Origin of the sequence: Streptomyces naganishii JCM 4654, assembly GCF_014650575.1 — a bacterium.
Lineage (GTDB): Bacteria > Actinomycetota > Actinomycetes > Streptomycetales > Streptomycetaceae > Streptomyces > Streptomyces naganishii.
The window spans coordinates 265615-277196 of sequence record NZ_BMVF01000007.1; the positions used below are offsets into that span (position 1 = coordinate 265615).

13 protein-coding genes are annotated in these 11582 nt (G+C 74.0%); 4 read left to right on the forward strand and 9 right to left on the reverse strand.

The genetic code is table 11. The features are described from left to right. Positions 1 to 10: 10 nt before the first annotated feature. Positions 11 to 937: an EamA family transporter gene (locus tag IE217_RS15410; protein ID WP_190178417.1), complete on the forward strand. Its 927-nt coding sequence runs from the start codon at positions 11 to 13 to the stop codon at positions 935 to 937. Here the strand turns inward: IE217_RS15410 and IE217_RS15415 are convergent. The 8 genes from IE217_RS15415 to IE217_RS15450 form a co-directional block, all read right to left on the reverse strand. Further along, on the reverse strand, positions 885 to 1391 hold the full coding sequence (locus IE217_RS15415; protein WP_190178418.1) for a hypothetical protein: 507 nt from the start codon (positions 1389 to 1391) through the stop codon (positions 885 to 887). The two genes, IE217_RS15410 and IE217_RS15415, sit on opposite strands and share 53 nt — an antisense overlap. Before the next feature lie 74 nt (positions 1392 to 1465). Next, positions 1466 to 1990: a hypothetical protein gene (locus IE217_RS15420; RefSeq protein ID WP_190178419.1), complete on the reverse strand. Its 525-nt coding sequence runs from the start codon at positions 1988 to 1990 to the stop codon at positions 1466 to 1468. Beyond that, the gene (locus IE217_RS15425) at positions 1968 to 3245 is read right to left on the reverse strand and encodes a WXG100 family type VII secretion target (protein WP_190178420.1); all 1278 of its coding nucleotides are present in this window, start codon (positions 3243 to 3245) and stop codon (positions 1968 to 1970) included. The genes IE217_RS15420 and IE217_RS15425 overlap by 23 nt, the downstream gene beginning before the upstream one ends. Next, a complete protein-coding gene (locus IE217_RS15430; RefSeq protein ID WP_190178421.1) occupies positions 3245 to 3550 on the reverse strand; it encodes a DUF6317 family protein in 306 nt (101 codons plus the stop codon). The genes IE217_RS15425 and IE217_RS15430 overlap by 1 nt, the downstream gene beginning before the upstream one ends. Beyond that, entirely contained in the window at positions 3550 to 4065 is a 516-nt protein-coding gene (locus tag IE217_RS34695) for an SAV_915 family protein (protein WP_229865310.1), read from the reverse strand. The genes IE217_RS15430 and IE217_RS34695 overlap by 1 nt, the downstream gene beginning before the upstream one ends. Before the next feature lie 250 nt (positions 4066 to 4315). Next, the gene (locus tag IE217_RS15440) at positions 4316 to 5116 is read right to left on the reverse strand and encodes a sugar phosphate isomerase/epimerase family protein (RefSeq protein WP_190178422.1); all 801 of its coding nucleotides are present in this window, start codon (positions 5114 to 5116) and stop codon (positions 4316 to 4318) included. An 11-nt stretch (positions 5117 to 5127) separates the two neighbouring features. Continuing rightward, positions 5128 to 6096 (reverse strand): bifunctional helix-turn-helix transcriptional regulator/GNAT family N-acetyltransferase, encoded by a 969-nt coding sequence (locus tag IE217_RS15445; protein ID WP_190178423.1) that lies wholly within the window; start codon positions 6094 to 6096, stop codon positions 5128 to 5130. Positions 6097 to 6260: 164 nt separating this feature from the next. Further along, on the reverse strand, positions 6261 to 7310 hold the full coding sequence (locus tag IE217_RS15450) for a LacI family DNA-binding transcriptional regulator (RefSeq protein WP_190178424.1): 1050 nt from the start codon (positions 7308 to 7310) through the stop codon (positions 6261 to 6263). A gap of 385 nt (positions 7311 to 7695) precedes the next feature. On the opposite strand from IE217_RS15450, the gene IE217_RS15455 reads away from it, so the two are divergent. From IE217_RS15455 to IE217_RS15465, 3 genes are read left to right on the forward strand one after another with little or no spacing between them, the layout of a single operon-like run. After that, a complete protein-coding gene (locus IE217_RS15455; protein WP_190178425.1) occupies positions 7696 to 8847 on the forward strand; it encodes a Gfo/Idh/MocA family protein in 1152 nt (383 codons plus the stop codon). After that, positions 8844 to 10010 carry a dihydrodipicolinate synthase family protein gene (locus IE217_RS15460; protein ID WP_190178426.1) on the forward strand — a complete coding sequence of 389 codons (1167 nt, stop codon included), beginning with the start codon at positions 8844 to 8846 and terminating at the stop codon, positions 10008 to 10010. Before IE217_RS15455 ends, IE217_RS15460 begins: the two co-directional genes overlap by 4 nt. Then, complete coding sequence (locus IE217_RS15465) at positions 10007 to 10840, forward strand: sugar phosphate isomerase/epimerase family protein (RefSeq protein ID WP_190178427.1); 834 nt, start codon at positions 10007 to 10009, stop codon at positions 10838 to 10840. Before IE217_RS15460 ends, IE217_RS15465 begins: the two co-directional genes overlap by 4 nt. Positions 10841 to 10941: 101 nt before the next feature. On the opposite strand, the gene IE217_RS15470 is transcribed toward IE217_RS15465, so the two are convergent. Further along, positions 10942 to 11553, reverse strand: a complete 612-nt coding sequence (locus IE217_RS15470; RefSeq protein WP_190178428.1) for a TetR/AcrR family transcriptional regulator — start codon at positions 11551 to 11553, stop codon at positions 10942 to 10944. Between the last annotated feature and the right edge of the window lie 29 nt (positions 11554 to 11582).

Below are 11582 nucleotides of genomic sequence, written 5' to 3' on the forward strand. Positions count from 1 at the left end.
TCCTCGACGCATGCGATCAGCCCATGTTCTTCTCGCCGTTCTCGTCGCCGCCGTCTGGGGCGTGAACTTCACCGTCATCGAGGTCGGCCTCGGCCACTTCCCGCCCCTGCTGTTCTCGGCCCTGCGCTTCCTGGCCGCCGCGCTGCCCGCGGTGCTCTTCGTGGGGCGCCCGAAGGTGCCGTGGCGGTGGATCGTGGCGGTGGGACTGGTGCTGGGCGTGGCGAAGTTCGGGCTGCTGTTCGTGGGGATGGGCGCGGGGATGCCGGCCGGGCTGTCCTCGCTGGTGCTCCAGATCCAGGCGGTGTTCACGGCGCTGTTCGCGTGCGTGGCGCTCGGCGAACGGCCTTCGCGGCGGCGCCTCGCGGGCATGGCGGTGGCCCTCGCCGGCATCGCCGTGGCCGCCGTAGACGAGGGCGCCTCGGGCCCGCTGGGCGCCTTCGCCCTGGTCGTCGCGGCGGCGGCCTGCTGGGGCGTGTCCAACGTCCTGACCCGCAAGGCGGCGCCCCCGGACGCGCTGAACTTCATGGTCTGGGTGAGCACGGTCCCCGTGCTGCCCCTGCTCGCCCTGTCCCTCCTCCTGGAGGGCCCCTCGCGCGACCTGGCCGCCCTGCGCGCCCTGGACTGGCAGGGCGCGGGCACGGTCCTCTACGTCGCCTGGGTCACCACGGTGTTCGGCTTCGGCGCCTGGGGATGGCTCCTGCGCAACCACCCGGCGTCCACGGTCGCCCCGTTCTCCCTCCTCGTCCCGGTCTTCGGCATGACGTCCGCCACCCTCCTCCTCGGCGAGCCCATCACCCCGCTGCGCTGGTGCGCGGCCGCACTCCTGGTGTGCGGAGTGGCCCTGACGTCCCTGCCCCAGGGCCGCCCGTCCCCCGAGCCCCGGCTCAGCCCGCGACGGCTACGGCAAGAGCCGCTGCCCCTGCCGCCCCGCAGGTGACCAGACACCCCAGAGAGACCCGCATGACGTTGCGGACCCACGCGGGAGCGTCCGGATCGCCGGGACGGAACGGCCGTCCGAAACGGAGCGGGGGCAGGGCGCAGGTGAGGAGACACCCTCCGAGGAAGAACCCGCACAGCCAGCCGAGGACGTAGCCCGGCTTCGCGACGTAGTAGTCGCCCGACGCGGCCCGGGTGACGGGCACCGGCGCGTCCCCGTCACCACCGTCGTCGAGACGGACGTGACTGTCCGTCACCTTGCCGTCGTCCGACCGGAAGGTGCCCTGCCACACGGTGTGCGTGTGGTAGCCACCCCGCCCACCGTCGAGCACCTGCTCGGGGTACTCCGCGTAGAAGCGGCCGGGGGTACCCACCAGCGCGGTGGCGTAGGCGAACTCGGCGCCCGAGGCGAGCAGGAGGGCCAGACCGATCACCAACGCGAAGACGCCGCCCATACGGGCTCGGGGTTTGCGAGTGTACGCACGGCCCGCCCGCTCCCTGACGGGCGTACGCGGGGTCCTGCCGGAACTCACCGCCGCTCCATCCACCGGCGGGCGCCGACCTCGCTGGGGTACTCGCGGACGGTGAGCCAGGCGGTCAGCCAGCCGACGGCGTAGGCGGCGAGCGCCGGCACGACGGGCGCGGCGAGCACGGCGAGCCCGCGGCCGAGGGCGACCAGACCCGGGGCCCGGCCGCTCTGATCACGCCGCGCTAGCCTGCTCTGAAGGGGAGTGGGCGGGTTGCGGAGCTGTTCGCGGTGTCCCCGGCGCTGCTGGACCCACCCCCAGACCAGGACCGCGCAGGCCGCGATCGCCTGGACCGTGTCCCACACGACACGCACGCCCGGCGGCAGCACCTCGCGGAAGCCCATGTAGAAGGCGAGCGCGAACGCACAGGTCATGCCCATCACGACGAGCAACCCGACGGCGGTGCGCATGCGGCGCAACCAGTAGGGGACCCCGCGGTCGTACCACGTCGTGCCGAGTCTCGGCAGCGCGGGGATCTCGACGCGGGGCGCCGGGGCCGGCATCTCAGAAGACGCTCGTGATGCCATGCCAGACCTCCTTGCCCAACCTCTTGATGTCACCCGTCGTCTCCGCCGCGACGTGCTTGCCGCCGACCAGAACACCGTCGACCACGCCGTGGTCATGGATGTCCTCGCTCCAGTGCTCGTGCAGGGCGTGGTCGACGACGCTGGTCGAAACGACCGCCACTCCTACGCCGACCACCGCCACGGCGGCCGCGGGCGCCGCCTCGGGCAGCACGGCGGCCGCGAGCGCACCGGCGGCCAGACCCCCGAGGTTGGCACCCTCGTCGACGGCGACGGAGTGCTGCCAGGACCAGCCCTTGTCGTGGTCGTCGGACGCTTCGAGCAGCCCGCAGGTGCCGGCGGCGGCGACGTCCAGAACCGGGAGTTCCTTGAGGAAGTCGGGCAGCTTCTCCAGGGCCTTGCCCGCGCGCAGCGCGTCCGCGGCGTCGGCGAGCTTGACGTTCAGCGCACGGTCGTACGGCAGTTTCGTACTGCCGTGGTCGGCGCGGGCGATGTCCTCCTCCAGGGACCGGACCTGCGCCACCGCGTCACGGTAGGCGCCCTTGGCCGGAAGATCGTCCGGCAGAGCCCGCCCGGCCTTCTGGAAGGCCTTCCGTTCCGCCCTCAGCTCCTTCTTCGCGGCCCGCTCCTCGGCCCTGGCCTCGTCGATCAGCCCGCGGGCCTTCCTGCCCGAGGCCCTGGCGTCCTCGGCGTCGTAGGCGTAAAGGCCCCGCAGGGCGTCGGCCAGCGTCACCTTGTCGCCGGTCGACACCGGTGCCGTGACCTGCGCGTACAGGCCCCGCAGTTTGTCCGCGGCCAGGAGGCGGGCGTGCTGGGCCGTGTGCAGGATCTCGTCGCGGGCCTTGGCGTACTCGGCCATCGCGGCGATCGTCCTGTGGTCGTCCGCGCTGGGCGGGTCCGCCGTGAGCAGCTGGAGCGGGACGCCCTTGTCGCCCGTGGGCACGCCCTTGCGCCGGGCGACGTGCTCGGCGTTCTGCAGCGCGGTCTCGCACGCGGACAGCGCGTCGGCGAGGTCGCCGATGATGCCGCCCGCGTCGTGCACGAGGTTCGCGAACGCACCCGCCGTCAGCGCGTCCTCGCTCCAGCGCCCCCGGAAGCTGTCGGCCGACTCGCCCTTCCAGTGCGCGTCCGTCACCAGGTGCTCGACGGCCGTGCTGACCGGCCGGACGACCTCCTCCAGCTTCGACTTGGCGTTCTTGTACGTGTCGGCCATCGTGCGCAGCCCGCCGATGTCACCGCCGACCCAGCTGTCGCCCATCAGTTCCCGCCCTCCGGCATCAGGTCGTCGAAGAGCCCGTGCACGTCGATGTCGTGCCGCTGGAAGGCGTCCCGCGACTTCGCGACCAGGTCCCCGTGGTCGTCCAGCCGGTCGGCGAACCCGCAGTGCAGCGCGGAGATGAGGAGGGCCACCTCCCTCAGCGCCGCGTCCAGCCCGGCGTCGCCGCCACTGGCGCCCGGCGGCGACAGGGAAGGCCCCAACTCACGGTAGGCGCGCGCCTGTTCATGGAGCGTCCTGGCCAGCGAGGTCAGGTCGCCCATGACCGCCTTGAAGTCGGCCGGCATCAGCGCACCTCCCGTGCGTAGGAGGCCAGGTCCTCCGGCCGCCAGTTGTACTGCCCGCCGGCGACCCGGGGATCGAGCAGGACCGTCACCCCGTGCTCGCGCATGCCCTCGGCCAGCGGTCCGATCGAGGCCGCGATCCACGGCTGCGCCTCACCGAGGGCGGCGACCAGCCGGGCCGGGGTGGTGAAGGCGAAGGCCACCGTCCCGGCCGTGGGGTGGGCGAAGAGTTCGTACGCCACGAAGGGCACGCGCCCGGCTCGCCCCTCGGCGTCGACGGCTTCGACGTAGCGCGGGTGTGCGGGCACCAGCACCGGTGTGTGGTACGGGGGAACGCCGGGCTTCGGGCCGGGTCGCGCGTCCTCCTCCGTCCGCGCGGGCGGCGCGTCCTCGGCGTAGTCGAGAAGCCGGGAGCGGGGGGTGTGCGGTGCGTCCTCGGGGGCGGTGGCGGCCGGTTCGGGGCCGTCCGTGTGCGGTCCGGCGTAGTCGAGAATGCGCGACCGTATCGGTCCATCCACCGCCGGACTCCCCCTGCTCCTCCTGATCACCACCCACCGGGCCCTGCCACAGTAGCCAGCCCTCACGGGCGCAAATCCGGGCATGTCCGGGCGGCCCGGCGGTCGCATGCGCAATGCTTACGGTCGTTTGGGCGTCGGGAGGAAAGCCCTTGACCCGACGATGACTTCACCGTCGGACCCCACCGCAGGGCCCCGCCGTCGGATCCCGAAGTCGGGTCTCGCCGCTGGATCCCGAAGTCGGGTCCCGCCGTCAGGCCGCGTCGTTCAGGAGGCGGGAGAGGTGGTCGCGGCCGGGGCCGAGCAGATCCGGCAGCGGGGCCGCGGACTCGTACCACCGTTTCTCGTACTCCCAGCACAGCCAGCCGTCCCAGCCGCCCTGGCACAGGACGTCGACGCACTCGGCGAGGGGCAGCACCCCGGAGCCGAGCGGCAGCGGAGTGGTGTCGTCGGGCGCGGCGATGTCCTTGACCTGGACGTATCCGAGATGCGGCGACAGGGCGGCGTACGTGTCCTGCGGCTGCTCGCCGCCCAGCCAGGTGTGCATCACGTCCCACAGCGCGCCCGCCCGGCGGTGCCCCACCAGGCCCAGGACGCGCATCGCGTCCGCGCCCGTGCGGTGCGAGTCGTGGGTCTCCAGCAGTACGCGCACACCGAGGTCCGCCGCGTGCTCGGCGGCCGTGCCAAGGCGCCGGGCCGCCGTAGCGTCGGCCTCCTCGCGCGGCAGGTCCGGGTCGCCGCCGGGGAAGACCCGTACGAAGGGAGCGCACAAGTCGGCTGCCAGACCGAGGAGTTCTCGGACCTCATTGAGAACGGGCGCGTCCTCTCCGGGGGCCGCGACCCGCGCGTACCCCGCCACGCACAGGACTTCGACTCCGGCCGCCTCGAACTCGGCCGCCACCCGGTGCCGTTCGGCCCGGTCCAGGCCCGGATGGACGGGTTCCTCGGGGTGCGCGCGCAGTTCGACGCCGTGGTAGCCGTGCGCGGCCGCGAGACGCGCCACGTCCGGTACGGGCAGGCCGGGGACACCGAGGGTGGAGAACGCCAGCTTCATACCCCTCGACCCTACTCGTCGTACGTACCCTCCGCCCCCGCCCGCCGCCGTCCGGGCGTCGCGCGCAGGTCGAGCCGCCAGTCCTGGCCCACCAGGTCCTGGCCGAAGGAACGGTGGGGCCGCTCGTCCACCAGCGAGAAGCCGTGCCGCAGGTAGACCGTCCGGGCCGCGGCGAGCACGGAGTTCGTCCACAGGACCAGGTCCCGGTAGCCGGCCTCGCGCGCGAAGTCCACGACCGCCCGCACCAGCCGGTCGCCGATGCCGAGGCCGCGCGCCTCGGGCTCGACGAGCAGCAGCCGCAGCCGGGCGGTGGCCGGCGCCTCGTCCCGTACGCACATCACGCAGCCCACCGGACGTCCGTCGAGCTCGGCGATCCACACCCGCTCCAGGTGCGGGTCGTGGTCCCCGGCGAAGTCCGCGACGATGCGCGCCACCAGCCCCTCGTAGTCGGGGTTCCAGCCGAACTCGGCCGCGTAGACGGCGGCGTTGCGCTGCACGATCCACCCGAGGTCGCCGGGGACCGTGTCACGCAGCAGCACGTCCTCGGAGCGGGGCGGGCGGCGGGCGGTCAGCACCTCGCGCACGGTGCGCATGGCCTCCGCGAGGCGGGGGCGGTCCCCGGGCGGCACGGAGGCGAGCAGGCGGCCGACGGTCTCGCGCGCCCGCTCGTCGAGCAGGTGGGCGGCGTCCCGCCCGCGCGGGGTCAGGGTGACGCGCCGGCGCCGGGGGTCCTTCTCGGACGGCGCCCGCTCGACCAGCCCGTCCCGCTCGAACCGGTTGAGGATCCGGCTCAGGTACCCCGCGTCGAGGGACAGCCGGCCCCGCAGGTCGGCCGCGTCGGTGCGCGCCGAGTGCGCGAGCTCGTACAGCACGCGTGACTCGGTGAGGGTGTACGGGGCGTAGAGGTGGCGGCCGTAGTCGAGCGCGCCGACGACGTTGGTGTAGAAGCGGTTGAAGGCGCGGACGTCCTGCACGGTCATGGTCGGCCTCCGGGGAGGGTCGGCCGCGACGCCCTGTCCGCCGGGAGCGGTACCGGTCGCGGGCGGGCGCCGCGATGTCTGACTCAGTCAGAGAAACCTTGCTACGAGGCTAGCCCCGCGAACCCTCCACCGTCCACGGTCGTACCCCCCTCGCGAGCGGCCGTTCACTGGACCCGCGGCACCCCCGAGGACCCTCGGACCATGAGTTCGCCCCGTACCGTCGCGATCCCCCCGGGAGGCGGCTCCTCGCGGCCCATGGCGATACGGCCGGCGCGGGCGCCCGCCTCGGCCAGCGGGAGCCGGACGGTCGTCAGGGACGGCACCGCGTCGATGCTGAAGGGCAGGTCGTCGAAGCCGGCGACGGAGATGTCCCCGGGGACGCGCAGCCCCGACTCGCGCAGGGCCGCGCAGGCGCCGAGCGCGACGGAGTCGTTGGCGGCGACGATCGCGGTCAGGTCCGGGTCGCGTCGCAGCAGTTCCAGCGCGGCCTCGTACCCCGAGCGGCGGTCGTAGTGCCCGTGCACCGTGCGCCGCGGGTCGTCCTCGACGCCCGCGGCGGCCAGCGCCTCGCGGTGTCCCTCCAGGCGGTGGCGGGTGGTCGTGTGCTCCCGGGGGCCGGCGATGCAGCCGAGCCGCCGGTGGCCGAGGCCGATCAGGTGCTCGGTCAACTGCCGCGCCCCGCCCCGGTTGTCGAAGGCCAGGGCTATGGCCCGGGTGTCGGGCGTGGGCGCCCGCCCGCACAGCACCACCCGCGTCCCGGCCTCCGTCAGCTTGCGCAGCTTCGCGGCGACCGCCTCCGCGTGCGGCTCGTTCTCCACCGCCCCGCCGGTGAGCACCACGGCCGCGGCCCGCTGCCGCTGCAGCAGCGTGAGGTAGGTCAGCTCGCGCTCGGGCGAGCCGCCCGTGTTGCAGACCACCGCCAGCCGTTCTCCGCCCGCCCGGCCGCCGGGCCCGCCGATTTCCGACTGGATCGCGCTCGCCATGATCCCGAAGAAGGGGTCGGCGATGTCGTTGACGAGGATGCCGACCAGGTCGGAGGTGGCGGCGGCGAGCGCGCTGGCGGGCCCGTTGAGGACGTAGTCCAGCTCGTCGACCGCCTTGAGCACCCGCTCCCGGGTGGAGGCGGCCACCGGGTAGTTGCCGTTCAGCACGCGCGACACCGTCGCGGGCGAGACCTGGGCGCGGGCCGCCACGTCCGCCAGGGTCACCGTCATCTCGTCGTCCTCCGGTCGCGCATGTCGTCGTCGTACGTGAGCAGCCGTGCCGGGCGGGCCCCGCCGCAGGTCGCGCAGGTGTTCCGCCGGTCGCGCTGTCGTGCCGACCTTACGGCCACCGGCCCTGCTTGTTCGCCCCCTCGAACAACACGGTACGGACGCGCTCTTGTCCCGGCCGCCGCGCAGGGCTAGCTTCTGAGCGCATAGAAAGCGGTTGCTGCGATACTCGCCGGGTGCGGTCGGCAGCCGGTGCGGCGGGCAGTCGGTGCGGCGGGTAGCCGGTGCAGTCCGCCGCCGGCGCCGCCAGCCTCCTGTGGCGCTGTCCGCCGACGCGCCCGCCGGGATGTTCGGGGCTCGTGAACCGCCGCCGCACGAAGGGACCGACGTGACACGCAAGACGGTTCGCATCGCCATGAACGGCGTCACCGGGCGCATGGGCCACCGCCAGCACCTGGTGCGCTCGATCCTCGCCCTGCGCGAGCGGGGCGGTCTCGACCTCGGCGACGGCACCCTGCTGTGGCCGGAACCGGTCCTGGTCGGCCGCCGCGAACACGCGCTCAGGGCGCTCGCCGCCCGGTACGGCCTGGAGCACTTCTCGACCGACCTGGACGCCGTGCTCCGCGACCCGGACGTCGACATCTACTTCGACGCCCAGGTCACCTCGGCCCGCGAGGAGGCCGTCCGCAAGGCCGTCGCCGCCGGGAAGCACGTCTACACCGAGAAGCCCACCGCCACCGGCCTCGACGGCGCCCTGGAACTCGCCCGGCTCGCGCACGCGGCGGGCGTCCGGCACGGCGTCGTACAGGACAAGATCTTCCTGCCCGGGCTGCTCAAGCTGAAGCGGCTGGTCGACGGCGGCTTCTTCGGCCGGATCCTGTCCGTGCGCGGGGAGTTCGGCTACTGGGTCTTCGAGGGCGACTGGCAGGAGGCCCAGCGCCCGTCGTGGAACTACCGCGCCGAGGACGGCGGCGGCATCGTCGTCGACATGTTCCCGCACTGGGAGTACGTCCTGCACGAGCTGTTCGGGCGCGTGAGGTCCGTGCAGGCCCTCACCGCCACCCACATCCCCCGGCGCCGGGACGAGCACGGCAAGCCCTACGACGCCACCGCGGACGACGCCGCCTACGCCGTCTTCGAGCTCGAGGGCGGCGCGGTCGCGCAGATCAACTCCTCCTGGGCGGTACGCGTCCACCGGGACGAACTCGTCGAGTTCCAGGTCGACGGCACGGAGGGTTCCGCCGTCGCGGGCCTGCGCGACTGCCGCGTCCAGCACCGCTCCGCCACCCCCAGGCCGGTCTGGGACCCCGACGTCCCCGCCACCGAACCCTTCCGCGGGCAGTGGCAACAGGTGCCGGACAACGGCGAGTTCGGCAACGCCTTCAAGGTCCAGTGGGAGCTGTTCCTCAAGCACGTGTACGCCGGCGCCCCGTACCGCTGGGACCTCCTCGCCGGCGCCCGCGGCGTCCAGCTCGCCGAACTGGGCCTGAAGTCCTCGGCCGAGGGCCGCCGCGTCGACGTGCCGGAGATCACGCTGTGACCATCCGCCTGCCGGCCGCCGACGGAACCCTGCGGGCCTACGAGCCCCGCACCGGGCCGCGGGTGCCAGGGCCCGGGGCCGCCCCCCAGGGGGCGCCGCTCACCTCCCGTACGGTCTTCGCGGCCGCGCACGTCGTGGCCGACCCGTACGCGGACGTCTCCCCGGACTCGCCCGCCGCCCTCGACTGGGACGCCACCCTCGCCTTCCGCCGCCACCTGTGGTCCCACGGCCTCGGGGTCGCCGAGGCCATGGACACCGCCCAGCGCGGCATGGGCCTGGACTGGGCGGCCGCGGCCGAGCTGATCCGCCGGTCGGCGGCAGAGGCCCGGAGCGTGGGCGGACGCCTCGCCTGCGGCGCCGGCACCGACCAGATCACCGGCGGCACCCTCGCGGAGGTCCGCCGGGCCTACGAGGAGCAGCTCGCGCTCGTCGAGGACTGCGGCGCGCAGGCGATCCTGATGGCCTCCCGCGCCCTCGCGGCCACGGCGAGGAGCGCGGAGGACTACCTGGAGGTGTACGGCCACCTGCTGCGCCAGGCCGCCGGACCGGTGATCCTGCACTGGCTCGGCCCGGTGTTCGACCCCGCCCTGGAGGGCTACTGGGGATCGTCCGACCTCGATACGGCCACCGGCACCTTCCTGGAGCTGATCGCCGCGCACCCGGCCAAGGTCGACGGGGTCAAGATCTCCCTGCTGGACGCCGGGCGCGAGATCGGCCTGCGCCGGCGGCTGCCGCGGGGCGTGCGCTGCTACACCGGCGACGACTTCCACTACCCGGAGCTGATCGCGGGCGACGAGCGGGGCTTCAGCCACGCGCTGCTCGGCGTCCTCGACCCGCTGGGCCCGCTCGCGGCCGAGGCGGTACGGATCCTGGACACCGGCGACACGGCCGGCTTCCGCGCCCTGCTCGACCCGACCGTGGCCCTCGCCCGCCACCTCTTCCAGGCCCCGACCCGCTTCTACAAGACCGGGGTCGTGTTCCTGGCCTGGCTGGCCGGCCACCAGTCGCACTTCACCATGCCCGGCGGCCTCCAGTCGGCGCGCTCCCTGCCGCACCTGGCCCGCGCCTACGAACTCGCCGACGGCCTCGGCCTGTTCCCCGACCCGGAGGTCGCGCAGGAGCGGATGCGGACCCTGCTGTCCCTGTACGGAGTGGACCAGTGAGCGATCTCGCGCGTCTCAGCATCAACCAGATGACCGTACGGCAGCTGTCCCTGCCGGAACTGGCCCGTACTTGCGTCGAGTTGGGCGTACCGTGCGTCGGCCTGTGGCGCGAGCCGGTCCAGGAGTACGGCGTCGGCGCCGCCGCCGGGCTGGTCCGCGACGCCGGTCTGCGCGTCAGCACCCTGTGCCGCGGCGGCTTCCTCACCGCGACCGACCCCGGCGCCCGCGAGGCGGCCCTGGCCGACAACCGCCGCGCCGTCGACGAGGCCGCCGCCCTCGGGACCGGCACCCTGGTCCTGGTCTCGGGCGGCCTGCCGGCCGGCTCCAGGGACCTGCGCGGCGCACGCGAGCGCGTCGCGGACGCGTTGGCCGAACTCGGCCCGTACGCGGAGGGGATGGGCGTGAGGCTGGCGATCGAGCCGCTGCACCCCATGTACGCGGCCGACCGCTGCGTGGTCTCCACCCTGGCCCAGGCCCTCGACCTCGCCGAACGCTTCCCCGCCCGGCAGGTCGGGGTCGCCGTGGACACGTACCACGTCTGGTGGGACGACACCGCGCCCGCGCGGATCGCCCGCGCGGGCGCGGCCGGCCGCCTCCACGCCTTCCAGCTCGCCGACTGGACCACCCCGCTCCCCGCGGGCGTGCTCAACGGCCGCGGCCGGCTCGGCGACGGCGCGATCGACATGCGCGAGTGGAAGGGACACATGGACGCGGCCGGCTACACCGGCGCCATCGAAGTCGAGCTGTTCAGCGAGGAGTTGTGGGCGATGGACGGCCGTGAGGCGCTGGCACGGACGGCCGAGCGCTTCGTCACGCACGTGATCCGGTGACCGCTTGACGGCCTCTCGCGGGAGACAGGGGACCCCGTCGGCACACCGGCGAGGGCGTGCCGGGCCGCGGTCGGCCGAGGCACATCGGCTGTGCGGGGGCTTCAGGCCCCTTCCTCCGGTGCGCGGGCGGTGCCGCCGGCCGGGGTGAGGCAGCGGCGCACGAGTGCGAGGGTGCGCTGTGTGACCGTGTCGAGGGGGGTGCCGTTCTCGACGGCGGTCAAGGCGGTGTGCAGCATTCCGGCGATCAGGTCGGCCGTGAGCGCGGGCTCGGGAGCGCCGAGTTCCCGGACGGCGGCGCGGAACGGTTCGACCTGATCCAGGTGGAGTTCCGTCAGCCGCTGCCGGCAGGCCGGAGGAAGGCCGGCGTTCATGAGGGCGACGGCGGGCCGGTGCGCGCCTTCGGCTGCCAGGCGGAGGCTTTCCGCGAAGAACGCCTCGACGCGTTCCACTGGGCCGTTCGCGGTGGCCATGGCGCGGGTGAGTGCCTCGTTGGAGCGCCGGAAGGCTTCCTCGGTGATGGTGGCCAGGAGGGCCGCCGAGGAGTCGAAGTACTGGTACACGCTGGAGCGGGCCAGGCCCGCGCGGGCGCCGACCGCCGCCGGTGTGACGGCGGCGGCGCCCTCGTTGACCAGGATGTCGATCGCCGCCCCGATCAGCGCCTCGCGTTGCTGGGCACGGTGCTCGGCGACGGTGGAGGCGTTGATCTTCGGCATGCGGGGCGGGCTCCTGGAGGGGTGGACAG

Coding starts and splice junctions, on each gene's coding strand:
- IE217_RS15410 (WP_190178417.1), top strand. CDS start 11: ATGCGATCAGCCCATGTTCTTCTCGCCGTTCTCGTCGCCGCCGTCTGG.
- IE217_RS15415 (WP_190178418.1), bottom strand. CDS start 1,391: ATGGGCGGCGTCTTCGCGTTGGTGATCGGTCTGGCCCTCCTGCTCGCC.
- IE217_RS15420 (WP_190178419.1), bottom strand. CDS start 1,990: ATGGCATCACGAGCGTCTTCTGAGATGCCGGCCCCGGCGCCCCGCGTC.
- IE217_RS15425 (WP_190178420.1), bottom strand. CDS start 3,245: ATGGGCGACAGCTGGGTCGGCGGTGACATCGGCGGGCTGCGCACGATG.
- IE217_RS15430 (WP_190178421.1), bottom strand. CDS start 3,550: ATGCCGGCCGACTTCAAGGCGGTCATGGGCGACCTGACCTCGCTGGCC.
- IE217_RS15440 (WP_190178422.1), bottom strand. CDS start 5,116: ATGAAGCTGGCGTTCTCCACCCTCGGTGTCCCCGGCCTGCCCGTACCG.
- IE217_RS15445 (WP_190178423.1), bottom strand. CDS start 6,096: ATGACCGTGCAGGACGTCCGCGCCTTCAACCGCTTCTACACCAACGTC.
- IE217_RS15450 (WP_190178424.1), bottom strand. CDS start 7,310: ATGACGGTGACCCTGGCGGACGTGGCGGCCCGCGCCCAGGTCTCGCCC.
- IE217_RS15470 (WP_190178428.1), bottom strand. CDS start 11,553: ATGCCGAAGATCAACGCCTCCACCGTCGCCGAGCACCGTGCCCAGCAA.